The sequence below is a fragment of the Streptomyces sp. NPDC036984 genome, assembly GCF_055607665.1.
In genome coordinates this window covers 553,066-579,290 of record NZ_JBVJRL010000001.1, presented here as the reverse complement: position 1 = coordinate 579,290, position 26,225 = coordinate 553,066, and the positions used below count along the sequence as shown (strand labels likewise).

Here is a 26,225-nt window from a genome sequence, read left to right as displayed (position 1 = left end):
CCGGGTGACCCGACCGCGCGGCACCCCGTTTCCCCGCGCCCCCCGCGTTTGGCTGATCGCATGATCAGCGGACTTGTCACGCGTCGAAGCCTCGCGGTGTCGCTCGCCGCCGCGACGGTGTTCCCGGCGGCCGGTACCGCCGTGGCCGCCGTACCAGCCCTACCCGCCGTGTCCCCGGCCGTCGCCGGCCCGAGCGCGACCTCGCCCACACCGCCCGTGCCCCTCTCCGACCTCGTCCCCGGGGTGCCTCCGGGCCCCGCCCAGCCCTGGCAGATCGACACGCCCGACCAGGCGTTGCCGCCCAAGGTGTACACGCCGACGAAGGCGGAGGACGCCGTGGAGCCGAAGGACGCGGCGCCGGGGACGTACGACCTCATCGAATACGTGCCGCTGGGCGATGCCGTCGACAAGGTGACGTGCAGCAAGCAGACCGGGCCCTACCAACGGCAGGTCGAGAAGTGGCTGAAGCTGAAGGTGGACGGGAAGCAGTCCGCCGCCGACTGCAAGGCCATCCGGGCGTTCCAGGTGACGTACAAGATCAAGCCCGCCGGCGGCTTCGCCGGCCCCGTCACCTGGTCGACCATGATGCTGCTGTCGGCCAGGAAGGACCCGAACGCCGCCAGGAAGTGCCCGGTGAAGTCGTACCGCGTCGCCTGTGTCGACCTGAGCCGGCAACTCACCTGGGTGCAGAAGGGGAGCAAGGTGTTGTTCGGCCCCGTCCCCATGCGGAGCGGGCGGAAGGGGTACGTCACCCGCAAGGGCTGGCACACCGTCTACTGGCGGCACAAGAACCACTGGTCGACGCTGTACAACCAGCCCATGCCGTACGCCCAGTTCTTCGACGGCGGCCAGGCCTTCCACGCCGTGTACGGCAGCATCTACACCACCGTCGGCTCCATGGGCTGCGTCAACCTCAAGCTCGGCGACGCACGCAAGCTGTGGGACGTGCTGAAGAAGGGCGACAAGGTGTACGTGTGGGGGCGCCGGCCGGGTACCTGAGCCGGCGCAGGGGGCGGCACCGGAGGGCGGTCGGCGGCCTCTGAGAGACTGGGGGCGCCATGAGTGAGACAGCAGCTGTGCCGACCGCCGCCCTGCGCGCCCGGGCCGAGATCGATCTGGGCGCCCTGCGCGCCAACGTGCGGGCCCTGCGCGCCCGGGCGAAGGGCGCCGCCGTGATGGCCGTCGTCAAGTCCGACGCGTACGGCCACGGCGCGGTGCCGTGTGCCCGCGCCGCCCTCGCGGCCGGGGCGAGCTGGCTCGGCACGGCCACGGCCGAGGAGGCCCTGGCGCTGCGCGCGGCCGGCCTGCCCGGCCGCATCCTGTGCTGGCTGTGGACGCCCGGCGGGCCCTGGCGGCAGGCGATCGAGGCCGACATCGACGTGTCGCTGAGCGGGATGTGGGCCCTGCGCGAGGTCACCGCCGCCGCCCGTGAGGCCGGGCGGCCCGCGCGCGTGCAGCTCAAGGCCGACACCGGCCTCGGCCGCAACGGCTGCCAGCCGGGCGAGGACTGGGCCGAACTCGTCGGCGCGGCCCTGCGCGCGGAGGCCGAGGGGCTGGTCCGGATCACCGGGCTGTGGTCGCACTTCGCGTGTGCCGACGAGCCGGGGCACCCGTCCATCGCCGCCCAGCTCGACCGCTTCCGCGAGGTGCTGGCGTACGCCGAGGAGCAGGGCGTGCGCCCCGAGGTGCGGCACATCGCCAACTCGCCGGCCACCCTCACCCTGCCCGAGACCCACTTCGACCTGGTCCGCACGGGCATCGCGATGTACGGCATCTCGCCCAGCCCGGAGCTCGGCACCCCGGCGGACTTCGGGCTGCGCCCGGTGATGACGCTCAGCGCCTCCCTGGCCCTGGTCAAGCGCGTCCCCGGCGGCCACGGCGTCAGCTACGGCCATCACTACGTCACTCCGGGCGAGACCACCCTCGGCCTGATCCCGGTCGGCTACGCGGACGGCATCCCGCGGCACGCCTCGGGCACCGGCCCGGTGCTGGTCGACGGCAAGTGGCGGACGATCGCCGGGCGGGTGGCCATGGACCAGTTCGTGGTGGACCTGGCCGGCGACGAGCCCCCGGTGGGCGCCGAGGTGATGCTGTTCGGGCCCGGCGACCGGGGTGAGCCCACCGCCGAGGACTGGGCGCAGGCCTGCGGCACGATCGCGTACGAAATCGTCACGCGCATCGGAACGCGCGTTCCCCGCGTCTATGTGAACGGGAAAGAACTCGGGTAACCCGTTCGGAGCGGCGACCCGGAGCACCTGCCGCCTACCCGGAACACCCGTCACATCCAGTCACTGACAGCACGGCGGCACCATCCGTTTCACCACCCAGGCGAACAGCAGTACGGCGAAGAGGAGCGGTACGTGAGCGAGAGCAGTGCGGAGGCCGTGGCGGACGTCGTCGCCTCGGCGGCCGCCGCCTCCGCCGCGGGGGCGGCCGGGAGCTGGCGCAGGGCGACCGGCATCGCCGGCGCCGCGATAGGCGTCCTCGCCGCGGGCGCGGCGGCCGGCGTCGCCATCGAGCGGATGACGGTCGGGCGCGGGATACGCCGCAAGGCCCGGCTGGCGCTGGACTCCGCGGGGCCGTACGGCACCCTGCGCGGCACCCCCGGCAAGGCGTACGCCGACGACGGCACCGAGCTGTACTACGAGGTCGACGAGGCCGAGCCCGACCCGGGGCCGAACGTCTCACCGCGCCGGCGCCGGCTCTTCGGCCGCAAGGCGCCCGCCCCGGTCACCGTCGTCTTCTGCCACGGCTACTGCCTCAGCCAGGACTCCTGGCACTTCCAGCGGGCGGCCCTGCGCGGGGTCGTGCGGACCGTGCACTGGGACCAGCGCAGCCACGGGCGCTCCGGGCGTGGCGTGGGCCAGACCCGGGACCGGGTGCCGCTCACCATCGACCAGCTCGGCCGGGATCTGAAGGCCGTCCTCGACGCCGCCGTGCCGGACGGGCCGGTGGTGCTGGTCGGTCACTCGATGGGCGGCATGACCGTGATGGCGCTCGCCTCCGAGTATCCGGAGCTGATCCGCGACCGGGTCGTCGCCACCGCCTTCGTCGGTACCTCCTCCGGGCGGCTCGGCGAGGTCAACTTCGGGCTTCCGGTGGCCGGCGTCAACGCGGTGCGCCGGATCCTCCCCGGAGTGCTGAAGGCGCTCGGACAGCAGGCGGAGCTGGTCGAGAAGGGGCGCCGGGCCACCGCCGACCTGTTCGCCGGGATCATCAAGCGGTACTCGTTCGCGGGCCGGGACGTCGACCCGGCGGTCGAGCGGTTCGCGGAGCGGATGATCGAGTCCACACCGATCGACGTGGTCGCCGAGTTCTACCCGGCCTTCACCGACCACGACAAGACCGAGGTGCTCGACTGCTTCCAGGACATGCCGGTGCTGGTGCTGGCGGGCGTCCAGGACCTGGTCACGCCCAGCGAGCACAGCGAGGCCATCGCCGACCTGCTGCCCGACGCCGAGCTGGTGCTCGTACCGGACGCCGGCCACCTGGTGATGCTGGAACACCCGGAAGTGGTCACCGACCGCCTCGCCGACCTCCTCACCCGGGCGGGAGCGGTGCCCGCAGGGGCTACCGTAAGTGGCTATGGAAGCACCAGCAGCACCGCACAACCCCGCTGAGACCCGGCTGACCATCACCTCTCCCGAGCAGATGCGGGAGCTGGGCCGACGACTGGCCAAGCTGCTGCGCGCGGGCGACCTGGTGATGCTCACCGGCGAGCTCGGTGCGGGCAAGACCACGCTGACCCGGGGGCTCGGCGAGGGCCTGGGCGTGCGCGGCGCCGTCACCTCGCCGACCTTCGTGATCGCCCGGGTGCACCCGTCCCTCGTCGACGGTCCGCCCCTGGTGCACGTCGACGCCTACCGGCTCTCCGGCGGTCTGGACGAGATGGAGGATCTGGACCTCGACGTCTCGCTGCCCGACTCGGTGATCGTCGTGGAGTGGGGCGAGGGCAAGGTCGAGGAGCTGACCGAGGACCGGCTCCAGGTCGTCATCCACCGGGCCTTCGGTGACACCTCGGACGAGGTCCGGCACGTGACCGTGGCCGGGCTGGGGGAGCGGTGGGCCGAGGCCGGCCTGGAGGCGCTGTCCGGCTGAGGCCGCGGAACGTACCGACAAGCTGTCGGAACCATATTGCGCAGGACGTCCCGGGCGTGGTGACATGGTGGCCAGCCCGTAGTTAGGTCTGCCTAACTACGCCCGCCCCCGCACCTCAGGAGGCGTCCATGACCGCACCACGGCCCCCGCAGCAGCCCCGGCCCGCCGCCGTGTCCGCCGGAGTCTCCGTGCGCGACCTGCTGGCGTCGTGCGCGGCGGCGGACGCCGTCTCCCGGCCGCCGCGCGACCCGGAGCCGCAGCAGCTCCCCGAGCCGGCCGAGGAGCGCCCCAAGGCGGCTTGAGGGGTCAGCGGATCACCACGACCCGCACGCCGATCGTCGCGAACCTCCACATCGCGTCGCCGTCCTGCCGGGTCTCCCGGATGCCGCCCGTCTTCACGCTCGGGTCGGCCGCCATGCGTGTGACGCCGTCCACCGCCGCGCTGAACCCGATCACGACCCCCTCCACGCTGGTGAACCGCACCACGTGCTCGATGGGGATGCCGTCGGTGCCGGTGACCGCGTTCGAGCGGGAGGTGACCCAGTACATGCCCGGTGGCGGGTCGACGGTGCCCGGGTTCACCGGGAAGGTGCGCTGCACCCGGTTCCCGGCGCCGACCAGCCACACCCGGTCGTCGTCCACCGAGTACACGACCCGTTCACCCGATCCGGAGCCGCTCGGCAGGGCGGTCGGGTTGTGCCGGTCCCGGGGTGCCTTGGTCACGGCCGCCGCGGGGGAGGCGTTCGCCCCCGGCTTGCCGCCCAGGCTCGCCGGGACGGTCGCCCGGGCCTGGTAGGTGAGGAAACCGACCGCTCCCAGGGCCGCCGCGGTGAGGCCGGCCACGATTCCCGTGCTGGTCCCTGCCACCTGCGCCCACCTCTGCATCGCACCATATGTCGTACTTCGTACAGACCGTAGCAGCCGGTAACCGTTCGTCCCGGACGGCCGTGCGCGAGCCGCGGGCGCCGTAGGCTGTTCGCGTGCTCTTGCTCGCTCTGGATACCGCAACACCCGCCGTCACCGTCGCGCTGCACGACGGAACCGACGTCATCGCCTCGTCGAGCCAGGTGGACGCGCGCCGGCACGGAGAGCTGCTGCTGCCGGCCGTCGACCGGGTCCTCGCCGAGGCCGGTCTGAAACTGGAGGCCGTCACCGGGATCGTCGTCGGCACCGGGCCCGGCCCCTACACCGGCCTGCGCGTCGGCCTGATGACCGCCGACACCTTCGGCCTCGCGCTCGGCGTCCCGGTGCACGGCGTGTGCACCCTGGACGGCCTCGCCTACGCCGCCGACATCGAAAAGGGCCCCTTCGTCGTGGCGACCGACGCCCGCCGCAAGGAGGTCTACTGGGCCACGTACGCCGATTCCCGGACCCGGCTGACCGGCCCGGCCGTCGACCGCCCGGCCGACATCGCCGAGCAGGTCGAGGGACTCCCGGCGGTCGGCGCGGGCGCGCTGCTCTACCCGGACACGTTCCCGGCCGCCCACGAGCCCGAGCACGTGTCCGCCGCCGCCCTCGCCTCGCTCGCCGCGGAGAAGCTGGCCGCGGGCGAGGAACTCCCGGCGCCCCGGCCGCTGTACCTGCGCCGGCCGGACGCCCAGGTGCCCAAGAACTACAAGGTGGTCACACCGAAGTGACGGTACGACTGCGCGAGATGCGCTGGTGGGACATCGACCCGGTCCTGGAGCTGGAGAAGGACCTCTTCCCCGAGGACGCCTGGTCCCGGGGCATGTTCTGGTCCGAACTGGCCCACTCCCGGGGCCCCGAGGCCACCCGCCGCTACCTCGTCGCCGAGTCCGACGCCGGCCGGATCGTGGGGTACGCGGGCCTGGCCGCCGCCGGTGAGCTGGCCGACGTCCAGACCATCGCCGTCGCCCGCGACCATCAGGGCACCGGCCTCGGCGCCCGCCTGCTGGCCGAGTTGCTGCGCGCGGCGACCACGTTCGAGTGTCACGAGGTGATGCTCGAGTGCCGGGTCGACAACGTCCGCGCCCAGCGGCTCTACGAGCGCTTCGGCTTCGCCCCCATCGGCTTCCGGCGCGGCTACTACCAGCCGGGCAATGTGGACGCCCTGGTGATGCGCCTGACCGACCCTTCCGCATCCGTACAAGGAACCGAGATCAATGGCTGACTCACGCGACGAGCCTCTCGTACTCGGCATCGAGACCTCCTGCGACGAGACCGGCGTCGGCATCGTCCGCGGCACCACCCTGCTGGCGGACGCCGTCGCCTCCAGCGTCGACGAGCACGCCCGCTTCGGCGGCGTCGTACCGGAGGTGGCGTCCCGGGCGCACCTGGAGGCGATGGTCCCGACCATCGACCGCGCACTGAAGGAGGCGGGGGTCTCCGCGAAGGACCTCGACGGCATCGCGGTCACCGCCGGGCCCGGCCTCGCCGGTGCCCTGCTGGTCGGCGTCTCGGCGGCCAAGGCGTACGCCTACGCCCTCGGCAAGCCCGTGTACGGCGTCAACCACCTCGCCTCGCACATCTGCGTGGACCAGCTGGAGCACGGCCCGCTGCCGGAGCCGACGATGGCCCTGCTGGTCAGCGGCGGCCACTCCTCCCTGCTGCTGTCGGAGGACATCACCTCCGACGTCCGCCCGCTGGGCTCGACCATCGACGACGCGGCCGGCGAGGCCTTCGACAAGATCGCCCGCGTGCTGAACCTGGGCTTCCCCGGCGGCCCGGTCATCGACCGGTACGCGCGCGAGGGCGACCCGGAGGCGATCACCTTCCCGCGCGGCCTCACGGGCCCGCGCGACCCCGCGTACGACTTCTCCTTCTCCGGCCTGAAGACCGCCGTGGCCCGCTGGATCGAGGCGAAGCGGGCGGCCGGCGAGGAGGTCCCGGTCCGCGATGTGGCCGCCTCCTTCCAGGAGGCCGTGGTCGACGTGCTGACCCGCAAGGCCGTCCGCGCGTGCAAGGACGAGGGCGTCGACCACCTGATGATCGGTGGCGGTGTCGCCGCCAACTCCCGGCTGCGCGCCCTCGCCCAGGAGCGCTGCGACGCGGCCGGCATCCGGCTCCGTGTGCCCCGCCCCAAGCTGTGCACGGACAACGGTGCGATGGTGGCCGCGCTCGGCGCCGAGATGGTCGCCCGCAACCGGCCCGCGTCCAGCTGGGACCTGTCCGCCGACTCCTCCCTGCCGGTGACCGACCCGCACGTCCCGGGCCACGACCATGTGCACGAGGTCAGCAAGGAGAACCTGTACTCGTGACGGTGGCGCTGATGTGGGAGGCCCGGGCCGCCGAGGGGCGGGGTGCGGAACTGCTGGCCTGGGTGCGGCGGCAGGACCTCGGCCCGGCCCCGCTCCGCCGGGAGACCTTCCGGGCACCGCAGGACCGGGTCCTGGTCATCACGTGGTGGGACGCCCCGTACGACGCCGCTCTTCCCGAACTGCCGGAGCCGGAGGCAGAGTTGGTGACCCGGGGTGTACACCGCTGGCGGTTCGAGGCGGTGTCCGGCTAGCGGCCGGCGAGCCACCTCCTCGCCGCTGTTGAGGGAACGGGCCCGGCTGCGCTATGATCATCACACAGCGAACGGCCGGAACTCCGGTCCGGACGCGAGTGCGTTGGTGGTCCAAGGAAAGACGCCCCGCTTCCTGCGGGGAGATGCAGGTGCAAGGCCTGCCCGGCGCTCCATTCGATACCCCGCCTCCGGTTTCCCGGAGGCGGGGTATCGGCGTTTCAGGGACACGTGAGGAGCCCGTGGGCTCCGAATGTTTCGAGACGCGAACCGAATGTTCAGGGGCCGCCTGGCGTGACCGGGCCTTCGTCGCGAGGCCCTGCGGGGATACGATCCGGACATGAAGCCTTCGAAGCCCGCACAAGCACAGACGGCGACCCTCGCCGAGATCGCCCGTGAGGCCGGAGTGTCCGCTCCGACTGTTTCGAAGGTCCTCAACGGCCGCGCCGATGTCGCCCCCGCGACCCGCACCCGCGTCGAGGAGCTGCTCCGTGCCCACGGCTACCGGCGCCGCCGCGCCGAGGCCTCCCGCTCGCCCCTGATCGACCTGGTCTTCCACGAGCTGGAGAGCGCCTGGGCGCTGGAGGTCATCCGGGGCGTGGAGAACGTGGCCCGGGACGCCGGCCTGAGCGTGGTCCTGTCCGAGTCGGCCGGGCGGCTCACCCCCGGGCGGACCTGGGCCGACCAGGTCGCCGCCCGCCGCCCGCACGGCGTGGTGCTGGTGCTGTCCGGGCTCGACGAGTCCCAGCGGGCGCTGCTGACCAGCCGCTCCATCCCCTTCGTGGTGATGGACCCGGCGGGCGACCCGGGCCCGGACGTGCCGTCCATCGGCGCCACCAACTGGCAGGGCGGGCTGGCCGCCACCCGCCATCTGGTGGAGCTGGGGCACACCCGGATCGGCGCGATCAGCGGACCGTCCCGGATGATGTGCAGCCGGGCCCGGCTCGACGGCTACCGGGCGGCCCTGGAGACGGCCGGACTGCCCGTCGACCCCGCGCTCGTGCTGACCGGCGACTTCCACCACGACGCCGGCTACCGCCTGGGCCTGGAGCTGCTGCGCCGCCCGGACCGGCCCACCGCCGTCTTCGCGGGCAACGACCTCCAGGCGCTCGGGCTGTACGAGGCCGCCCGCGAACTGGGCCTGCGCATCCCCGAGGACCTCAGCGTGGTCGGCTTCGACGATCTGCCGGTGGCCCGCTGGGTGGGCCCGCCGCTGACGACCGTCCGCCAGCCGCTGACCGAGATGGCCGAGGCCGCGGCCCGGCTGGTGCTGGAGCTGGGGCGCGCCGAGGAGGACCGGGCCGCGACCCGGGTGGAGCTGGCGACGAGCCTCGTGGTGCGTTCCAGCACGGCGGCGCCGGGTGTGGCCGGAAGTTGACGTATTGACCGGTGGGGTGTCCGCCCGCAGACTCCTCCGAAGTCAATCGGTTGTACAACCGAAACTTTCGGAGGCATCCGCCATGAGAACCTCCAGAACCTCCAGAACCTCCCTCAGGGCCGGCCTGGCCGCGCTGGTCACCGCCGTCGGCCTGTTCGCCGGCACCGGCACCGCCCAGGCCGCCGACACCCCGCTGCGCGACCTCGCCGCCGCCAAGGGCAAGGTCATCGGCACCGCCGTCACCGGCTCCAAACTCACCGGCGCTTACGGCGACATCACCGGCACCCAGTTCAGCGCCGTCACCCCCGGCAACGCCATGAAATGGGAGAGCGTCGAGCCCACCCGGGGCGGCTTCAACTGGACCGAGGCCGACCAGATCGTGGCCTTCGCGCAGGCCCACAACCAGCAGGTGCGCGGCCACACACTGGTCTGGCACAGCCAGAACCCGGGCTGGCTGACCAACGGCAGCTGGACCTCCGCCCAGCTGAGCGGCCTGCTCCAGAACCACATCGGCACCGAGGTCGGCCGCTACAAGGGCAGAATCGCCGCCTGGGACGTCGTCAACGAGCCCTTCAACGAGGACGGTACCTACCGCTCCACGCTCTGGTACGACGGCCTCGGCTCCGGCTACATCGCCAACGCCCTGACGTGGGCGCACGCGGCCGACCCGGACGCCAAGCTGTACATCAACGACTACAACGTCGAGGGTGTGAACGCGAAGTCCACCGCCCTGTACAACCTGGTCAAGTCCCTCAAGCAGCAGGGTGTTCCGATCGACGGCGTCGGCCTCCAGGCCCATCTGATCCTCGGCCAGGTGCCGTCGACGCTCCAGCAGAACATCCAGCGCTTCGCCGACCTCGGCATGGACGTGGCGATCACCGAGCTGGACGTCCGGATGCAGCTGCCGGCCGACAGCGCGAAACTCGCCCAGCAGGCCGCCGACTTCAGGTCCGTGGTGGCCGCGTGCGCCGCCGTGTCCCGGTGCGTCAACGTCACCGTGTGGGGCTTCACCGACGCCGACTCCTGGGTGCCGAGCACCTTCCCGGGCTACGGGGCGGCGACGCCGTACGACGAGAACTACCAACCGAAACCGGCGTACCACGGCATCGCCGAGGCGCTGGGCGGGGGCGGTACGACCCCGCCGCCGACCGGTGCCTGCACCGCCGCCTACACCGTCACCAGCCAGTGGAACACCGGCTTCACCGGCCAGGTGAAGATCTCCTGCTCCGGCGCCTCGCTGTCCTCCTGGAAGGTGAGCTGGAACTACGGCGCGGGCCAGCAGATCACCCAGGCGTGGAACGCCACCTGCACCCAGTCCGGCGCGGCCGTGTCCTGCGCCAACGCCTCCTACAACGGCTCGGTGCCGGACGGCGGTTCGGTCACCTTCGGGTTCAACGCCTCGTGGAGCGGGAGCAATCCGGTGCCGGCGGTGACGTTGGGCTGAGCCGCCGGATGAGAATTTCCCGAGAAAGCCGCCTCTCACGGCTCCCGCTGACACTCCGCTCATGATTCGGACGTATGTTCCTGCCGTGACGCGACACGAGGAGCGAGGCGACGCGGCCGGACGGGTGGGCCGGCGGTCGAGAGCGTTGAAGATCGTCGGCCTCGCTCTGGCGGGTGCCCTGGTGCTGGGAGCGGCGTCGGCCGGGCTGGGCGTACTGGCACCTGAACCACTACCTCGGGGTCGACTTCTCCGGCTTCGCCGAGCTGGTCGACGCGCTCGGCGGGGTCGACGTCACCACCGCCCAGGACATCGACGACGACAAGAGCCGGCTGCACCTGCGGGCCGGCACCCACCACCTCGACGGCAAGCAGGCCCTGGCCCTCGCCCGCACCCGGCACGGCATAGGCGACGGCAGCGACCTGGGCCGCATCGGTCTCCAGCAGACGATCGTCAAGGCCCTGTTGGAGCAGATGGCCGTCACCGACCTGCTCACCGACCCGGCCGGGCTGTACCGGGTCGCCGACGCCGTCACCGCCGGCCTCACCACGGACACCGGACTGGACTCCCTGAGCGAGCTGACGAGCCTCGGCCGGAGCCTCAAGGGCCTGACCGCCGGCCGGGTGCGGACCGTGACCATGCCGGTCGTCACGGCGCCCTCCGACCCCAACCGGGTGATCGCCGAGGAGCCGGCGGCGAGCGACCTGTGGGCGTCCCTGCGCCGAGTCGTACAACCTTCCGGATGATCCGCTGGTCTGCTGCGGTGACCAAGTCGCCGTACACCAGGGGGTTTCCCGTTGTTCCGCTCACGTTCGCACGTCCGTTGGGCGCTGCCGCTGACCCTGGGCCTCACCGCCCTCGGCCTCACCGGCCAGGCCGCGTCCGCCGCCCCGCCGAAGAGTGCCCCGGTCCGTGACGACTTCAACGGCGACGGCTACGCCGACCTGGCGATCGGGGCCCCGAACGGCACGGTGGGCGGCCAGTCCAAGGCGGGCTACGTCACCGTCGTGTACGGAGGCCCGCACGGCCTGTCCACCGGCCACCGCACGATCGTCAGCCGGGCCACCGCCGGCATCCCCGGCGACCCCGTCAAGGGGCAGGGCTTCGGGCTGCAGATCTCCAAGGGCGACCTGGACGGCGACGGCTACGCGGACCTCGTCGTCGGCAGCACGTCGCAGCGGGACGGCGGGGCCGTGGTGTGGGGCGGACCGCGCGGGCTGTCCGGCGGCAGGTCGATCCCGGCCACCGACACCCAGACCGGTGACTTCGACGGCGACGGGCGGCTCGACCTCGCCGTCTTCCGCGCCGGCTTCGGCGGGGGCGACGACCCGGCCGGCACCACCGCCACGATCTGGAAGGGCCCGCTCAAGCGGACCGGCACCCCGGCCGCGCGCACCCCGCTCGACCCCGACCACCTCCAGTACATCGACATCCGCGACGGCGACACCGGCGACATCAACGGCGACGGCCGCACCGACCTGGTGCTGACCGGCTACTGCGGCGACGGCAGCGACTGCAGCGTCCTCTACCTGAGCAGTTCCGCGGGCCTCACCCGCGTCACCGACTACCACCCGGGCGGCGACGGCGCGGCGGCGATCGGCGACCTCGACGGCGACGGGTACGACGACCTCGTCACCGGGTTCCAGGAGGACAACGCGGTCTGGGTGATGTACGGCCGCGCCGCCGGGCTGGGCGGCCAGGACACCTGGAAGCAGTTCACGCAGGACACGCCAGGCGTCCCCGGCAGCCGGGAGGGGACCGACAAGTTCGGCCAGTCGGTCGCGGTCGGGGACATCACCGGCGACGGCATCGACGACCTCGCGGTCGGCGCGCCCGACGAGAACGGCGAGGGCGTCGTCGACGTGCTGCGCGGCAGCCGCTCCGGGCTGACCGGAGCCGGCGCGCAGGCGTTCGGCCAGAACACCAAGGGCGTCCCGGGCACCGCCGAGCAGTACGACTCCTTCGGGTACGTCGTCCGGCTGCTCGACATCAACGGCAACGGCCACGCCGACCTGGCCGCCGCCGCCACCGGCGAGGACGGCGGCAACGGCGCGGTGTGGGTGCTGCGCGGGCGCCCGTCCGGCCTGACCACGGACGCCGCCCTGGCCTTCGGCGGGAAGGCGGTCGGGGCGCCGTACCAGAAGGCGGCGTTCGGCTTCGAGCTGAAGTAGCCACGGGCCGCCGAGGGGGGCGTGACGGGCGGCGGAAAAACTCCCGGAGATTTTTTCCGCTCCCGTGTCGATCCGGGCGTGCGCCGTTCGACGCAGGGATGAGCGGCGGGGAACGGCCCCGTCGCCGCCACCGAAGGAGTCACCATGCCCCGCTACCTGTCGCTCGTGCGCATCGACGAGTCCACCGCCCCCGCCGGGGGCCCCAGCGCGGACCTGATGCAGCGGATGGGCGAGCTGATCGAGGAGATGACCAAGGCCGGTGTCCTGCTCGACACCGCCGGGCTGACCCCGTCCGCCGAGGCCGCCCGGGTGGACTGGGACGGCCAGAAGGCGTCCGTCACCGACGGGCCGTTCACCGAGTCCAAGGAGGTCGTCGGCGGCTACGCGCTCATGCAGTGCAAGGACCGGGCCGAGGCGCTGGAGTGGACCCAGCGCTTCCTGAAGATCCACGGCCCGGACTGGCGGGTCGCCTGCGAGCTGCGGGAGATCGTCGAGGGCTGAGGCCGTTTGGCCCGGCGGCCCGCGGGGTGTTGCATGTGGGCTGTGGAACCACAGCCCACCGCGGCGCAGCCGCCCGCCGGACCTCCCCCCACCGCCGGATCACGGCCCACCGCAGTGCACGCGATCGAGACCGTCTTCCGCCTGGAGTCGCCGCGGCTGATCGCCGGCGTCGCCCGGATCGTCCGGGACGTCGGCATCGCCGAGGAACTGGCGCAGGACGCCCTGGTCGCCGCCTTGGAGCGGTGGCCCCGGGACGGGGTGCCCGACAACCCCGGCGCCTGGCTGATGGCCACCGCCCGGCACCGGGCCGTCGACCTGATCCGGCGCCGCGAGACCTACGCCCGCAAGCTCGCCGAGATCGGCCGCGACCTGGAGACCGCGGCCCCGCCGGAGGAACCCGCCGACCCGGACGACATCGACGACGACCTGCTCCGCCTCGTCTTCACCACCTGCCACCCGGTGCTGTCCCCGCAGGCCCGCATCGCGCTCACCCTGCGCCTGCTCGGCGGCCTGACCACGGCCGAGATCGCCCGCGCCTGCCTCGTCCCGGAGCCGACGATCGCCCAGCGGATCGTCCGGGCCAAGCGCACCCTCGCCACACGGAACGTCGCCTTCGAGGTGCCGTACGGACCCGACCGGGAGGTCCGCCTGGGCTCCGTCCTGGACGTCATCTACCTGATCTTCAACGAGGGGTACGCGGCCACCGCGGGCGACGACTGGCTGCGCCCCGGCCTGTGCGAGGACGCACTGCGGCTGGCCCGCGTGCTGTCGGCGCTGATGCCCAAGGAGCCCGAGGTGCACGGCCTGACCGCGCTGCTGGAGTTCCAGGCGTCCCGCGCCGCCGCCCGCACCGGCCCGGACGGCGCACCGGTGCTGCTGAAGGACCAGAACCGCCGCCGCTGGAACCGCATGCTCATCGCGCGCGGGGTCCGCGCGCTCGACCGGGCGGAGGCCACCGCGAGCGGCGGCCCGCCGGGGCCGTACGCCCTCCAGGCGGCCATCGCCGCCTGCCACGCGCACGCGTACACGTACGAGGAGACCGATTGGCGCGCCATCGCCACCCTGTACGGCCTGCTGGCCGCCCGTGCGCCGTCCCCGGTGGTCGAGCTGAACCGCGCGGTCGCCGTGTCGATGGCCGAGGGCCCGGCGGAGGGCCTGCGGCTGGTGGATGCCGTGGCCGAAGCCCCCGCCCTGCGCGACTACCACCTGCTGCCCAGCGTCCGCGGCGATCTGCTGGCCCGGCTCGGCCGTACCGCCGAGGCCCGCGAGGAGTTCGTCCGGGCGGCCGGCCTGGCGCGCAACGAGAGGGAACGGGGGCTGCTGCTCAGCCGAGCGGAGACGCTCCGGCCGACGCCTTGACCGGGGCCCCGATCAGCATCGTCGGTGCCCCCGCCACCCGGGTGAGGAACACGGTGGCCGCGTTCGGCCCCTGCGGCCTGACCTTCCGGCGCAGCTCTTCCGGCTCGACCGCCGAGCCGCGCTTCTTCACGGTCAGCGTGCCGACCTCGCGCTCCCGCAGCAGGGCCTTCAGCTTCTTGACGTTGAAGGGCAGCCGGTCGGTGATCTCGTAGGCGGTGGCGTACGGCGTGGGCCGCAGCTCGTCGGCGGTGACGTACGCGATGGTCGGGTCGACGAGCCCGCCGCCGAGCTCCGCGGCCACCTCCGCGACCAGGTGCGCGCGGATCACGGCACCGTCCGGCTCGTACAGGTACCGCCCCACCGGCCGCACGTCGGGGTCGGGCAGCCCGCGGCCGAGCAGGGTGCGCGGGCCGGGCAGCAGTGTGGCCCGCACGGCGCCCGGCGCCCCGGTCCCGAACCACAGCACCGCCTCCTTCACGTCCCCGCCGTCGGAGATCCACTCGGCCTCGGCCTCGGCGGGCACCGCCTCGTGCGGGATGCCCGGGGCGATCTTCAGGGCGGCGCGGGGTGCCGTACGGGCCGCCTCGACCGCCCAGGACAGGGGTGGCGAATAGGCCTCGGGATCGAAGATCCGGCCGCGCCCGCCCCGCCGTGCCGGGTCCACGAACACCGCGTCGTAGCCGGCGGTGTCCACCTCGGTGACGTCGGCCTCCCGTACCTCGATCAGGCCGGCCAGCCCCAGCGCCTCCGCGTTCGCCCGCGCCACCGCCGCCGTCAGCGGGTCCCGGTCCACGGCGAGCACCCGGATCCCGGCCCGCGCGAGCGCGATCGCGTCCCCGCCGATGCCGCAGCACAGGTCGGCGACGGAGGTCACGCCCAGCTCCCCGAGCCGCCGGGCCCGGTACGCCGCCACGCCGGCCCGCGTCGACTGCTCGACCCCGTTCGGCGTGAAGAACATGCGCCCGGCGTCCGCGGCCCCGAACTTCGCCACCGCCCGCTGCCGCAGCCGGGCCTGGCCGAGTGCGGCCGACACCAGCTCGGCCGGGTGGTCCCGGCGCAGCCGGGTGGCCACGGCCAGCTCCTGCGCGGGCTCGGTGTCGCGCACCTCGTCGAGGAGGGCGCGGCCTTCGGGGGTGAGGAGCAGAGCGAGGTCGTTCACCGGGTCATTGTGGGCCAGTCGGTGGATGGTGCGCCTCCGGCGGCGGTGTCGGCCCGGGTCGCGGGCCGGGGCCTGGGAGGATCCGGCACCATGCGAGCAGTAGTACAAAATGACAAAAGTCGGGTATATCTCCGGCGACTGGCGCTCGGTGGCGGAGCCGCCACGCTGGCCACCGCCGCCCTGCTCTCCGGCTGTGCCGGGCCCGACGCCGTGCGCACCACGCCCGGCCGGGGCGGCCCCGGCCAGTCCCAGGACCCGGCCGCGCGCCGGGCCGCCGAACACACCCGCCTGGTCGCCGCCGCCCGGCGCTGGGGCCTCGACCAGGCCCCGCTGACCCCTCCGCCGCCGCCCGCGGTGAAGCCCAGGATCACCGCCCGCGACGGATTCGAGGTGGACCACCAGGAGGACTGGGACCTGCCCCCCGTCTTCACCACGATCCCCACCCGGCAGAAGGTCGTCTTCCTGACCATCGACGACGGCGCGGAGAAGGACCCGCGGTTCCTGGCCATGATGCGCGAGCTCAAGGTCCCGTACACCGCCTTCCTCAGCGACTACCTGGTGAAGGACGACTACGCCTACTTCCGCAGGATGAAGTCCTACGGCAACACCCTCGACAACCACACGCTGCACCACCCCTACCTGCCGGGCCTGTCCTACGAGGAGCAGAAGGACGAGATCTGCGGCATGCAGGCCGTCATGAAGGAGCAGTTCGGCAAGGCGCCCACCGTCTTCCGTCCGCCGTACGGCAACTACAACCAGGACACCCTGGTCGCCGCCAAGGCGTGCGGCATCAAGTACGCGCCGATCTGGAACGAGGAGGTCTTCGTCGACCACTGGGAGTATCGCGAGGACGACCAGCGGCTGCGCCGCGGCGACATCGTCCTCACCCACTTCCGCGGCCGGGACGACTGGGACGGCACGATGGTGGACGACATGCGCCGCTTCCTGAACAAGGTCACGCGCGAGGGCTACGCCGTGGCCCGCCTGGAGGACTACCTGTGAGGCGCCTGCGGGCCGCGGTCCTCGCCTCGGCCCTGCTCCTCACGGGCTGCGCGCAGTCCGTCGACCCCATCGAGCGCCTCGGCAAGAAGGCCGCCGAAGGAGTACGCCCGCACGGCTCCGCCCCCGACCGGGCCTACCGGCACTGGGGCCTGACCCAGCCGCTCGCCCGCTCCCCGCTGCACCCCGCCCGGCCGCTCACCGCGCAGCCGGGAGCGCACGCCCTGCCCCCGGTGGTCGACCGCGTCCCCACCCGCGACCCGGTCGTCTTCCTCACCTACGACGACGGCGCCGAACGCGACCCCCGGTTCGTCGACATGGTCCGCGAACTCCGTCTCCCGGTCACCCTGTTCCTCACCGACAGCGTCGCCGCCCCCGGCTACGGCCACTTCGCCCGGCTGCGCGCGCTCGGCGCCGGCATCCAGAACCACACCGTCGACCACCGGGCCCCGGCCGGGCTGCCGTACGCGGGCCAGCGCGCCGAGATCTGCGGCCAGCAGGACCGCCTCCGCGCCCGCCTCGGCGTCCGCCCCCGCCTCTTCCGCCCGCCCTACGGCTCCTACGACGCCACCACCTTGCGCGCGGCGGCCGACTGCGGCATCTCCACGATCGTCCTGTGGCGCGCGGCCCTCACCCCGGCGGGCCTCGGCTACACCCACGGCACTCGCCACCTCCGCCCGGGAGACATCGTCCTGGTGGGTCCCGACGAGTCGACGCGGCTGCCGCTGCGCGAACGCACGGTACGGGTGCTGCGCACGGCCCAGGAGCGGGGACTGACGGTGGGACGTCTTGAGGACTATCTCAGCTGATCAGATGACTGCCTCAGTTGATCAAGGGGACGGTCCGGCACGCGCAATCCGGCCGACGCGCCGCGCGGCATTGGCACTCCGCTTGACCGAGTGCTAACCGCGGTCATAGTCTCGGCTCTGGCACTCCCCCCTGGAGAGTGCCAACAAACGCGACGGGCAGGTCCGGCACCCGCGACGACGGATCGACCTGGTCGCCACCTCAGACAGTTAACCCCGTGAGATCTCCGAAGGGGGAGGTCGGATCGTGACGACCGCCAGCTCCAAGGTTGCCATCAAGCCGCTCGAGGACCGCATTGTGGTCCAGCCGCTGGACGCCGAGCAGACCACGGCCTCTGGCCTGGTCATCCCGGACACCGCGAAGGAGAAGCCCCAGGAGGGCGCCGTCCTCGCCGTGGGCCCGGGCCGGTTCGAGAACGGCGAGCGCCTTCCGCTCGACGTCAAGGTGGGCGACGTCGTCCTCTACAGCAAGTACGGCGGCACCGAGGTGAAGTACAACGGCGAGGAGTACCTCGTCCTCTCGGCTCGCGACGTGCTCGCGATCATCGAGAAGTAATCCCTCGAAGCAACCGATTGCTTTGAGCTGCGCCCCTGGCCCCCGCGACCGATAAGTAGCCGGGCGCCCGGGGCGCAGTGCCTTTTCACCCACAGATTTCCGAGAGGGCTCCCGCTGTCATGGCGAAGATCCTGAAGTTCGACGAGGACGCCCGTCGCGCCCTTGAGCGCGGCGTCAACAAGCTGGCCGACACGGTCAAGGTGACGATCGGCCCCCGGGGCCGCAACGTCGTCATCGACAAGAAGTTCGGCGCCCCCACCATCACCAACGACGGTGTCACGATCGCCCGTGAGGTCGAGATCGAGGACCCGTACGAGAACCTCGGCGCGCAGCTGGTGAAGGAGGTGGCGACCAAGACCAACGACATCGCGGGTGACGGCACCACCACCGCCACCGTCCTCGCCCAGGCGCTGGTGCGTGAGGGCCTGAAGAACGTCGCCGCCGGCGCCTCCCCGGCCGCCCTGAAGAAGGGCATCGACGCCGCGGTCAAGGCCGTCTCCGACGACCTGCTCGCGTCGGCCCGCCCGATCGACGAGAAGTCCGACATCGCCGCCGTCGCCGCGCTGTCCGCCCAGGACCAGCAGGTCGGCGAGCTCATCGCCGAGGCGATGGACAAGGTCGGCAAGGACGGTGTCATCACCGTCGAGGAGTCCAACACCTTCGGTCTGGAGCTGGACTTCACCGAGGGCATGGCCTTCGACAAGGGCTACCTGTCGCCGTACTTCGTGACGGACCAGGAGCGCATGGAGGCCGTCCTGGAGGACCCGTACATCCTCATCAACCAGGGCAAGATCTCCGCCATCGCGGACCTGCTGCCGCTGCTGGAGAAGGTCATCCAGGCCGGCTCCTCCAAGCCGCTGCTGATCATCGCCGAGGACGTCGAGGGCGAGGCCCTGTCGACCCTGGTCGTCAACAAGATCCGCGGCACCTTCAACGCCGTCGCCGTGAAGGCCCCCGGCTTCGGTGACCGCCGCAAGGCGATGCTCCAGGACATGGCCGTCCTCACCGGCGCCACCGTCATCTCCGAGGAGGTCGGCCTCAAGATCGACCAGGTCGGCATCGACGTGCTCGGCTCCGCCCGCCGCGTCACCGTCACCAAGGACGACACCACGATCGTCGACGGCGCCGGCAAGTCCGAGGACGTGCACGGCCGCGTCGCCCAGATCAAGGCCGAGATCGAGAACACCGACTCCGACTGGGACCGCGAGAAGCTCCAGGAGCGCCTCGCGAAGCTGGCCGGCGGCGTGTGCGTGATCAAGGTCGGCGCCGCCACCGAGGTGGAGCTGAAGGAGAAGAAGCACCGTCTGGAGGACGCCATCTCCGCGACCCGCGCCGCGGTCGAGGAGGGCATCGTCTCCGGTGGTGGCTCCGCCCTGGTCCACTCCTCCAAGGTCCTCGAGGGCAACCTCGACAAGACCGGCGACGAGGCCACCGGTGTCGCCGTCGTCCGTCGCGCGGTCGTCGAGCCGCTGCGCTGGATCGCCGAGAACGCCGGCCTGGAGGGTTACGTCATCACCTCCAAGGTCGCCGAGCTCGACAAGGGCCAGGGCTTCAACGCCGCCACCGGCGAGTACGGCGACCTGATCAAGGCCGGCGTCATCGACCCGGTCAAGGTCACCCGCTCCGCCCTGGAGAACGCCGCCTCCATCGCCTCCCTGCTGCTCACGACCGAGACCCTGGTCGTCGAGAAGAAGGAAGAGGAGCCGGAGGCCGCGGGCCACGGCCACAGCCACGGCCACGCCCACTGAGCGCACCGCGCCTGAGCGAGGGCCCGGCACTCCCGACGGGGGTGCCGGGCCCTTTGCCGTCTACTGCTCCAACTCGTCCAGCGCGCCGAGCTGCTGCATCAGCCCCAGCTGGTCGTGCTGCCACCACAGTTCGGCGATCTTGCCGTCGGCGCCGAACCGGAACAGCGTCATCCCGGTCATGCCGACCTGCCTGCCGGTGCGCGCGATGCCGAGGAAGTCGTTCTTGTGCGTGGCGCTCCAGGTCCACCGCGCGCACGCCCGGTCGCCCTGGGTCAGCACGTCCTCGACCGTGAACGCGAAGTCGAAGGCACCGCGCCACATCCGGAACTCGGCGCGGGCGTTGTCCAGCCCGATGGTGTCCTGCGGGTTCACCGGGTCATGGCTGTGGATGTCCTCGTCGAGCAGATCGTTGAGCGGAGGCAGCTCGCCCGCGCTCGCGATCGCCGCGAAGAACCTGCGCACGGTCTCCTCGGCCAGCCGCTCGTCCCGGATGACGTCCAGGTCGGTGAACGTCGGCATCTCGTCGCAGAGCGCGACCATCTCCCGGAAGATCTCGCCGGTCTCCGGGAGGTTCGAGTTCCGCATCGCCTCCTCGTACGACGGAAACTCCACCACTTCGACGATGTGCGACGCGTCCGAGCGGTCCTTGCCGACCAGCGCGTGCGTCACCGTCCGCTTCCCTCTGGTCTGCTGGACCCAGTCGTCCATGAGCCGGTTCATCTCGTCCAGCCGGCTCGTTTTGCACTCGATGAGCTGCACAAAGGTCATGACACCGCCTCCGAACCCCCCTTGGTCCGGTACCGTCCCGCCCATTTTCCCACCGGGACGGCGGCGTCACCCGCGCGCTACTGCGGCCCGTACTTGCGCCCCGTCCGGGAGCTGATTCCGCCCAGCAGCCCACGCGGGGTCACCTTCACCAGCCCCATCAGCGCCTTGTACCGGGGGTCGGGGATGGACAGCGACTTCCCGCGCGCGAGGTCGGACAGGGCCGCCGCGACCAGTTTGTCGGCGTCCAGCCACATCCAGCCCGGGATGTTGTCCGTGCCCATTCCGGCCCGCTCGTGGAACTCGGTGCGCACGAAGCCCGGGCACAGCGCCATCAGCCGGACCCCGGTGCCGGCCAGGTCCCGCGCCGCGCCCTGGGTGAACTGCACGACCCACGCCTTGGACGCGCCGTACGTGCCGCGCGGGACGAAGGCGGCCACCGAGGCGACGTTCACCACCCCGCCCCGGCCGCGCTCGCGCATCGCCTCGGCCGCCGCGGACGTCAGCCGGAGCACCGCCTCGCAGTGCACCTTGAGCATCCGCAACTCGTCCGCCATCGTCACGTCCAGATAGCGGCCCTTGTTGCCGAAACCGGCGTTGTTGACCAGCAGGTCGACCGGGTTCTTCCGGTCGCCGAGCCGGTCGGCGACCGCCTCGATGCCCTTGTCCTCGGACAGGTCGGCGGTCAGCACCTCGACCTCGATGCCGTGCCGGTCGTGCAGTTCGGTCGCCTGCTCGCGCAGCCGCTTGGTGTCCCGTGCCACCAGGACGAGGTCGTGCCCGTCCGCCGCGAGCCGCCGCGCGAACGCGGCACCGATCCCCGCGGTCGATCCCGTAATCAGAGCCGTTGTCATGGCCCAAGGGTAGTGACCCGGACCGACAGTCTCCGCTGCCGCGCGGACCCGGTCGGCCGCGCTGCTGAGCGTGCCTCAGGCCCCGTGCCGTTCCACGTACTTCCGGGCCTGCGCCAGCGTCTCCGAGTGCAGCGCCTCGCCCGCCGCAAGCAGTCGGGGCAGCAGTTCCCGCTCGGTGGTGACCGCGCGGAACTGCATCGCCGCCGTCACCCCGTGGTCCGGCCGGTGCACGATCTCGACCGTATCGCCCGCCCGTATCTCACCCGGCTCGATCACCCGGAGGTAGGCACCCGTTGCGCCCTTCTGTGTGAACCTCTTGACCCAGCCGCGCTCGCCCAAATGGCCCTGGAACGTACGGCACGGAATGCGCCCCGAGGTCACCTCCAGAACCACCTCGGAACCGACCCGCCAGCGCTCGCCGATCAGCGCGCCGGACACGTCGAGCCCGTCCGTCGTGAGGTTCTCCCCGAAGCAACCGTTGGCCAATGATCGGCCCAGTTCGCGCTCCCAGTCGTCCAGGTCCTCCCGCGCGAACGCGTACACCGCCTGGTCGTCGCCGCCGTGATGGCGCAGATCGCACACCGCGTCACCGGCCAGCCCGCTGCCGCCGACCCCCTTGCGGCCGGGAGCCGCCACCCGCACCGGCCCGTCGGCGGGCCGCTTGTCGATGCCCGTCACACCCTGCGGCTGGTCCGTGTACGACACCGCCTGCCGGCGGCCCAGATTGACCGAGAGAAGCTTCATGCCCGCACGGTACGTGACCGCTCCTCAAAGCGTCGATCGGATATGGGGCACCCTGCCCAAGCCGGCCTTATGCTCGGACCGTGATCGAGGCTCGTCATCTGCGCGTTCTGCGCGCCGTCGCCACCACACGTTCCTTCTCGGCGGCGGGGCGCCAGCTGGGCTGCACCCAGCCCGCCGTCAGCCAGCAGATGAAGGCCCTGGAGGCATCGGTCGGCACCCCGCTGCTGGTCCGCACCGGGCGCGAGATGCGCCTCACCCAGGCCGGCGAGGCCCTCGTCCGGCACGCCTCCGGCATCCTCGCCGGACTCACCGCCGCCGAGGAGGAGGTCGCCGCCATCGCCGGCCTGCGCGCGGGCCGGGTGCGGCTGGTCTCCTTTCCCAGCGGCAGCTCCACCCTCGTCCCCACCGCCCTGGCCGCTCTGCGCGCCGCCCATCCCGGCACCCGTGTCTCCCTGGAGGAGGCCGAACCCCCGAAATCCGTCGAACTGCTGCGGGAGGGGGACTGTGACCTGACCCTGGCCTTCCGCTACGAGGGAGCGGCGGTTGCGGAGGACTGGGACGACCTCGTCGTACGTCCCCTGCTGACGGACCGTCTGGTCGCCCTTGTGCCGGAGCGGCACCGGCTCGCGCGCGCGGAGACCGTCGCCATCGGCGAGCTGGCCCACGAGCCCTGGATCGCGGGCTGCCCGCGCTGCCGCGGCCAACTGGTCGAGGTGTGCGAGGGGGCCGGATTCACCCCGCGCATCGATTTCGCCACCGACGACTATCCGGCCGTGGTCGGCCTGGTCGGCGCGGGCCTGGGGGTCGCCGTACTGCCCCAGCTGGCGGTGGAGTCGGTACGGCCGCGGGGCGTTCGGACGGTACGGCTGGAACCGGCGGTACGGCGGGAGATCGTCGCCCTCACCCTGCCCGATCTGGCACAGGTGCCGGCCGTGTCGGCGACGCTGGAGCAGCTGGCCCGGGCGGCTCGGGCGGCGGGGCGCACATAGGGTCACGACGGCCGCGATCGCAGGCACGCGCGTGGCGTGCCCGACGGGGAGGGGAAGCACCCGGCGGGCCATGGGTGCAGAAACGTTCCTTCAGTGGCGGGGTGCGGTGTCCCCGCTGGTGGTGGAGGCCGCCACCAGGCGGTTGCGTGCCCGCCCCATCAGCTCTTCGCGCTCATCCTCGGTCAGGCCGCCCCAGACGCCGTACGGCTCGCGCACCGCCAGCGCGTGTGCCGCGCACTGCGCACGGACCGGGCACCTCATGCAGACCTCCTTGGCCGAGTTCTCGCGAGCGCTCCGAGCCGCCCCGCGCTCGCCCTCCGGGTGAAAGAAGAGCGAGCTGTCCACCCCGCGGCAAGCAGCCAACAGCTGCCAGTCCCACAGGTCCGCGTTCGGTCCGGGAAGGCGGGAGAAATCTGCCATTGCGTGACCCCTTGTAGCCGTTCTGGGCGGATACGGTGCCAACGACCGTACATCTCCGGTCTAAGGAGATGAAAATATGACTCATTGCGAATCTAGCCCCGGACACTACGAAACGGGAAGAAAAAGGGCCGAATGGGGCATGGGTTGTGATGAAAAGTTGAGAGCCCGACGGGCATGTCTGCACCGTGTCGGCGCCCTCACGTAGAGTGCCGAAGACGGTACGCAGCCCCGTAACTCTTTCGAGTGACCGTCGTTGAGAGTGCGGAGGCGGTTGAAACCACAAGCGCTCGGGCAGGCGTCCGAGACGGTCGACCGCACAGGTGACGATTCCGTACCAGCCTGGAGGCTCAAGGTGACGCGCATCAGCTGCGGAGGGCGGTCATGACATCCGTCCTCGTCTGCGACGACTCCCCGCTTGCCCGAGAAGCGCTCCGCCGCGCGGTCGCGACCGTGCCCGGTGTCGAGCGCGTGACGACGGCGGCCAACGGCGAGGAAGTCCTCCGCCGCTGGGGCGCCGACCGCTCCGACCTCATCCTGATGGACGTGCGCATGCCCGGCCTGGGCGGCGTCGAGACCGTGCGGCGGCTGCTGTCCGCCGACCCCGGGGCGCGCATCATCATGCTCACCGTCGCCGAGGACCTGGACGGCGTGGCCCTCGCGGTCGCCGCCGGCGCCCGGGGCTACCTGCACAAGGACGCCTCGCGCGCCGAACTGCGGGCCACCGTGACCCAGGCCCTCGCCGACCCGACCTGGCGCCTCGCCCCGCGTCGCCTGCGCTCGGCGGAGATGGGCGCCGCGCCCACGCTCACCGCGCGCGAGATCCAGGTCCTGGAGGGCATGAGTCACGGCCGCTCGAACGCCGAGATCGGCCGCGAGCTGTTCCTCTCCGAGGACACCGTCAAGACGCACGCCCGGCGCCTGTTCAAGAAGCTAGGCGCCTCGGACCGCGCCCACGCGGTGGCCCTCGGCTTCCGCTGGGGCCTGGTCCGCTAGCAGCCGCGGGCCCTGCGGGTCGGCCGGGGCCGGCTCGTGGCGGGCTGGGGTTGTGTGGTCCGACTGGCGGCGGTCGTGTGCTCGGCGCGGGGCTATGGCGTGGCTTGGTGGCGTCGGCTCCCGTCGGGGCCGGCTGGGTTCGGGCGTGGTGCCTCTCGGGGCGTCTGCGAGTGCCCACCGAAACCGGCGCGGGGTGGTGCGTCGGCACGGGTGCCGTACGGCCGCCGGGACACCCCGTACCCCACAGGTCTGCCGCGCCGGCGGTGCCCTCTTTGGAGGAGCCGCTGTCGTGCAGCCGTACTGCACCCGGGCTGCGGCTGGCCTGGGAGGCGGTCGCCCGACGCGTCCGTGAGGGGATCCGAGGTGCGGTGCGGCGCCGCTCCTGGGGCTACCCCCTCCCGCACCTCGGTGCCACTCGGGTACGCCGACTGCTGACCGTGCCGGCTCATGCGGTGCGGTGCGGTGCGCTCAGGCGCGCTGCCTGCTCGGCGGAGGCTCGGGGCACCGCTCTCCTCCGGAACCTGCGTGAGCACCTGGCCCTGGGGCCGACCGGGCAACGGCAAGGGCAGACGCTCCGGCCGGCCGGCCAGCCAGTCGGCCGGCACCCCGGCGTAGGACTCCGCCGAACCCACCGGCAGGGGGCTGCCCACTGCCTGTTCGCCGGGACACTGGAGACGCGCCGGTAGGCAGCCACCCTCGGCGCACCCACCCGCGCCACCAGGCACCGCCCCGGCGCGCAGCCGCACGAACCGTGCCACCAGACGCCCGCCACCCGCCGGGCATACAACCGCACCACCGGCACCACAGCCACCCGCCCGGCGCACAGTCCGCCCACCCCCGCCCCCAAGCAACCGCTCCGGCGTGCACCACCCCACCCCCACCAGCCATCCGCCGGGCCTACAACCACCCCATCCGCGCCGCCTGGCACCCGCCCCGGCGCGCCATCCCCGAGCCTCCGGAGGGGCATGTGCAAGGCGGCCCGCCGGACGCGCGCTGCTCGTTTCGGCGCGGATGCCGCATCCTTGAGATGTGGAGTCTCTCGGGGACGAGTCGGTCGAGCGGAAGGGGAGGGCGCAGGGAATGAGTGCCGGCGCACCTGCTCATAACGCTTCGGTGCACAACCACGAGCACGATGCGACGGACCGGACGGCCGCAAGGCACCATGGACCGATGCGCGACGACGAGGCGGGCACGGCCCATGGGGCGATCGGTGCGCTCGTGCATCGTGCCGTCGACGGGGACGAGCAGGCCACGCACGACCTGCTGGCCCACGTGCACCCCTTGGCGCTGCGCTACTGCCGCACCCGCCTGTCCCGGCTCCCCGGCGACGCGCGCCACTTCGTGGAGGACCTCGCCCAGGAGGTCTGTGTGGCGGTCCTGCTCGCCCTGCCGCGCTACCGCGACACCGGCCGCCCCTTCGAGGCGTTCGTCTTCGCCATCGCCTCCCACAAGGTCGCCGACCTCCAGCGCGCGGCGATGCGCCACCCGGGATCGACCGCGGTGCCGTCCGACGAGATGCCCGAGCGGCCCGACGACTCCCTCGGCCCGGAGGAGCGCGCCCTGCTCAGCAGCGACGCCGAGTGGGCCAAGAAGCTGCTGGCCAACCTCCCGGAGAACCAGCGCGAGCTGCTCCTGCTGCGCATCGCCGTGGGCTTGACCGCGGAGGAGACGGGGCAGATGTTGGGAATGTCACCCGGTGCGGTCCGCGTGGCCCAGCACCGGGCCCTGAGCCGCCTCAGGGCGCTCGCCGAGCAGTAATCCCCCTGCGCGGAGCCCCC

27 protein-coding genes and 1 pseudogene are annotated in these 26,225 nt (G+C 72.4%); 22 read left to right on the top strand and 6 right to left on the bottom strand.

The window, feature by feature from the left end:
- Window positions 1-60: 60 nt before the first annotated feature.
- The 5 genes from ACZ7DL_RS02610 to ACZ7DL_RS02590 all read left to right on the top strand — a co-directional run bounded on the left by ACZ7DL_RS02610 (window position 61) and on the right by ACZ7DL_RS02590 (window position 4,400).
- Window positions 61-999 carry a L,D-transpeptidase gene (locus ACZ7DL_RS02610; RefSeq protein ID WP_470770845.1) on the top strand — a complete coding sequence of 313 codons (939 nt, stop codon included), beginning with the start codon at window positions 61-63 and terminating at the stop codon, window positions 997-999.
- A gap of 59 nt (window positions 1,000-1,058) precedes the next feature.
- Window positions 1,059-2,228 (top strand): alanine racemase, encoded by a 1,170-nt coding sequence (alr, locus tag ACZ7DL_RS02605; RefSeq protein WP_470770844.1) that lies wholly within the window; start codon window positions 1,059-1,061, stop codon window positions 2,226-2,228.
- 132 nt (window positions 2,229-2,360) lie between these two features.
- On the top strand, window positions 2,361-3,620 hold the full coding sequence (locus tag ACZ7DL_RS02600) for an alpha/beta fold hydrolase (protein ID WP_470770842.1): 1,260 nt from the start codon (window positions 2,361-2,363) through the stop codon (window positions 3,618-3,620).
- Window positions 3,586-4,098, top strand: coding sequence for a tRNA (adenosine(37)-N6)-threonylcarbamoyltransferase complex ATPase subunit type 1 TsaE (gene tsaE / locus ACZ7DL_RS02595; RefSeq protein WP_470770841.1), 513 nt, complete (start codon window positions 3,586-3,588; stop codon window positions 4,096-4,098). Before ACZ7DL_RS02600 ends, tsaE begins: the two co-directional genes overlap by 35 nt.
- A gap of 128 nt (window positions 4,099-4,226) precedes the next feature.
- Entirely contained in the window at window positions 4,227-4,400 is a 174-nt protein-coding gene (locus ACZ7DL_RS02590) for a hypothetical protein (RefSeq protein ID WP_470770840.1), read from the top strand.
- Between the two features lie 4 nt (window positions 4,401-4,404).
- Here the strand turns inward: ACZ7DL_RS02590 and ACZ7DL_RS02585 are convergent, their stop codons facing one another.
- Window positions 4,405-4,965, bottom strand: coding sequence for a hypothetical protein (locus ACZ7DL_RS02585; RefSeq protein WP_470770838.1), 561 nt, complete (start codon window positions 4,963-4,965; stop codon window positions 4,405-4,407).
- A gap of 113 nt (window positions 4,966-5,078) precedes the next feature.
- Between ACZ7DL_RS02585 and tsaB the strand changes: the two genes are divergently transcribed.
- The 10 genes and pseudogenes from tsaB (at window position 5,079) to ACZ7DL_RS02535 (ending at window position 14,414) form a co-directional block, all read left to right on the top strand.
- Window positions 5,079-5,735 (top strand): tRNA (adenosine(37)-N6)-threonylcarbamoyltransferase complex dimerization subunit type 1 TsaB, encoded by a 657-nt coding sequence (gene tsaB / locus ACZ7DL_RS02580; RefSeq protein ID WP_470770836.1) that lies wholly within the window; start codon window positions 5,079-5,081, stop codon window positions 5,733-5,735.
- A 17-nt stretch (window positions 5,736-5,752) separates the two neighbouring features.
- Window positions 5,753-6,229, top strand: a complete 477-nt coding sequence (rimI, locus tag ACZ7DL_RS02575; RefSeq protein ID WP_470771195.1) for a ribosomal protein S18-alanine N-acetyltransferase — start codon at window positions 5,753-5,755, stop codon at window positions 6,227-6,229.
- Window positions 6,222-7,316, top strand: a complete 1,095-nt coding sequence (tsaD, locus tag ACZ7DL_RS02570; RefSeq protein ID WP_470770834.1) for a tRNA (adenosine(37)-N6)-threonylcarbamoyltransferase complex transferase subunit TsaD — start codon at window positions 6,222-6,224, stop codon at window positions 7,314-7,316. Before rimI ends, tsaD begins: the two co-directional genes overlap by 8 nt.
- Window positions 7,313-7,567, top strand: a complete 255-nt coding sequence (locus ACZ7DL_RS02565; protein WP_470770832.1) for a hypothetical protein — start codon at window positions 7,313-7,315, stop codon at window positions 7,565-7,567. Before tsaD ends, ACZ7DL_RS02565 begins: the two co-directional genes overlap by 4 nt.
- A 337-nt stretch (window positions 7,568-7,904) precedes the next feature.
- Window positions 7,905-8,942: a LacI family DNA-binding transcriptional regulator gene (locus tag ACZ7DL_RS02560; RefSeq protein ID WP_470770830.1), complete on the top strand. Its 1,038-nt coding sequence runs from the start codon at window positions 7,905-7,907 to the stop codon at window positions 8,940-8,942.
- A gap of 82 nt (window positions 8,943-9,024) precedes the next feature.
- Entirely contained in the window at window positions 9,025-10,386 is a 1,362-nt protein-coding gene (locus ACZ7DL_RS02555) for an endo-1,4-beta-xylanase (protein WP_470770828.1), read from the top strand.
- A gap of 227 nt (window positions 10,387-10,613) precedes the next feature.
- Window positions 10,614-11,129, top strand: a pseudogene (locus ACZ7DL_RS02550) (LCP family protein); the annotation flags it as partial.
- Window positions 11,130-11,180: 51 nt separating this feature from the next.
- Window positions 11,181-12,554, top strand: a complete 1,374-nt coding sequence (locus ACZ7DL_RS02545; RefSeq protein ID WP_470770827.1) for an FG-GAP-like repeat-containing protein — start codon at window positions 11,181-11,183, stop codon at window positions 12,552-12,554.
- Between the two features lie 144 nt (window positions 12,555-12,698).
- Window positions 12,699-13,055, top strand: coding sequence for a YciI family protein (locus tag ACZ7DL_RS02540; RefSeq protein WP_470770825.1), 357 nt, complete (start codon window positions 12,699-12,701; stop codon window positions 13,053-13,055).
- Between the two features lie 42 nt (window positions 13,056-13,097).
- On the top strand, window positions 13,098-14,414 hold the full coding sequence (locus ACZ7DL_RS02535; RefSeq protein ID WP_470770823.1) for an RNA polymerase sigma factor: 1,317 nt from the start codon (window positions 13,098-13,100) through the stop codon (window positions 14,412-14,414).
- Here the strand turns inward: ACZ7DL_RS02535 and ACZ7DL_RS02530 are convergent.
- Window positions 14,380-15,573, bottom strand: a complete 1,194-nt coding sequence (locus ACZ7DL_RS02530) for a THUMP-like domain-containing protein (protein ID WP_470770821.1) — start codon at window positions 15,571-15,573, stop codon at window positions 14,380-14,382. The genes ACZ7DL_RS02535 and ACZ7DL_RS02530 overlap by 35 nt on opposite strands.
- A gap of 90 nt (window positions 15,574-15,663) precedes the next feature.
- Between ACZ7DL_RS02530 and ACZ7DL_RS02525 the strand changes: the two genes are divergently transcribed.
- From ACZ7DL_RS02525 to groL, 4 genes are all read left to right on the top strand, one after another.
- Window positions 15,664-16,575 carry a polysaccharide deacetylase family protein gene (locus tag ACZ7DL_RS02525; RefSeq protein WP_470770820.1) on the top strand — a complete coding sequence of 304 codons (912 nt, stop codon included), beginning with the start codon at window positions 15,664-15,666 and terminating at the stop codon, window positions 16,573-16,575.
- Complete coding sequence (locus tag ACZ7DL_RS02520; protein WP_470770818.1) at window positions 16,572-17,381, top strand: polysaccharide deacetylase family protein; 810 nt, start codon at window positions 16,572-16,574, stop codon at window positions 17,379-17,381. Before ACZ7DL_RS02525 ends, ACZ7DL_RS02520 begins: the two co-directional genes overlap by 4 nt.
- Before the next feature lie 244 nt (window positions 17,382-17,625).
- Complete coding sequence (groES, locus tag ACZ7DL_RS02515) at window positions 17,626-17,934, top strand: co-chaperone GroES (protein ID WP_039652762.1); 309 nt, start codon at window positions 17,626-17,628, stop codon at window positions 17,932-17,934.
- 119 nt (window positions 17,935-18,053) lie between these two features.
- Window positions 18,054-19,682, top strand: coding sequence for a chaperonin GroEL (gene groL, locus ACZ7DL_RS02510; RefSeq protein WP_470770816.1), 1,629 nt, complete (start codon window positions 18,054-18,056; stop codon window positions 19,680-19,682).
- A 60-nt stretch (window positions 19,683-19,742) separates the two neighbouring features.
- Here the strand turns inward: groL and ACZ7DL_RS02505 are convergent, their stop codons facing one another.
- The 3 genes from ACZ7DL_RS02505 to ACZ7DL_RS02495 form a co-directional block, all read right to left on the bottom strand.
- Window positions 19,743-20,450, bottom strand: a complete 708-nt coding sequence (locus ACZ7DL_RS02505; RefSeq protein ID WP_470770814.1) for an ester cyclase — start codon at window positions 20,448-20,450, stop codon at window positions 19,743-19,745.
- 77 nt (window positions 20,451-20,527) lie between these two features.
- Window positions 20,528-21,301 (bottom strand): SDR family NAD(P)-dependent oxidoreductase, encoded by a 774-nt coding sequence (locus ACZ7DL_RS02500; RefSeq protein WP_470770812.1) that lies wholly within the window; start codon window positions 21,299-21,301, stop codon window positions 20,528-20,530.
- A 75-nt stretch (window positions 21,302-21,376) separates the two neighbouring features.
- The gene (locus ACZ7DL_RS02495; protein ID WP_470770810.1) at window positions 21,377-22,045 is read right to left on the bottom strand and encodes an MOSC domain-containing protein; all 669 of its coding nucleotides are present in this window, start codon (window positions 22,043-22,045) and stop codon (window positions 21,377-21,379) included.
- An 80-nt stretch (window positions 22,046-22,125) separates the two neighbouring features.
- Between ACZ7DL_RS02495 and ACZ7DL_RS02490 the strand changes: the two genes are divergently transcribed.
- On the top strand, window positions 22,126-23,034 hold the full coding sequence (locus ACZ7DL_RS02490; RefSeq protein WP_470770809.1) for a LysR family transcriptional regulator: 909 nt from the start codon (window positions 22,126-22,128) through the stop codon (window positions 23,032-23,034).
- Window positions 23,035-23,124: 90 nt separating this feature from the next.
- Here ACZ7DL_RS02490 and ACZ7DL_RS02485 read toward each other — a convergent pair whose 3' ends face one another.
- A complete protein-coding gene (locus ACZ7DL_RS02485) occupies window positions 23,125-23,454 on the bottom strand; it encodes a WhiB family transcriptional regulator (RefSeq protein WP_470770807.1) in 330 nt (109 codons plus the stop codon).
- A gap of 381 nt (window positions 23,455-23,835) precedes the next feature.
- Between ACZ7DL_RS02485 and ACZ7DL_RS02480 the strand changes: the two genes are divergently transcribed.
- Together ACZ7DL_RS02480 and ACZ7DL_RS02475 are read left to right on the top strand one after the other, a co-directional pair.
- Window positions 23,836-24,447 carry a response regulator transcription factor gene (locus tag ACZ7DL_RS02480; protein ID WP_003948568.1) on the top strand — a complete coding sequence of 204 codons (612 nt, stop codon included), beginning with the start codon at window positions 23,836-23,838 and terminating at the stop codon, window positions 24,445-24,447.
- Between the two features lie 1,170 nt (window positions 24,448-25,617).
- The gene (locus tag ACZ7DL_RS02475) at window positions 25,618-26,205 is read left to right on the top strand and encodes a sigma-70 family RNA polymerase sigma factor (protein WP_030641278.1); all 588 of its coding nucleotides are present in this window, start codon (window positions 25,618-25,620) and stop codon (window positions 26,203-26,205) included.
- Window positions 26,206-26,225: the final 20 nt, after the last annotated feature.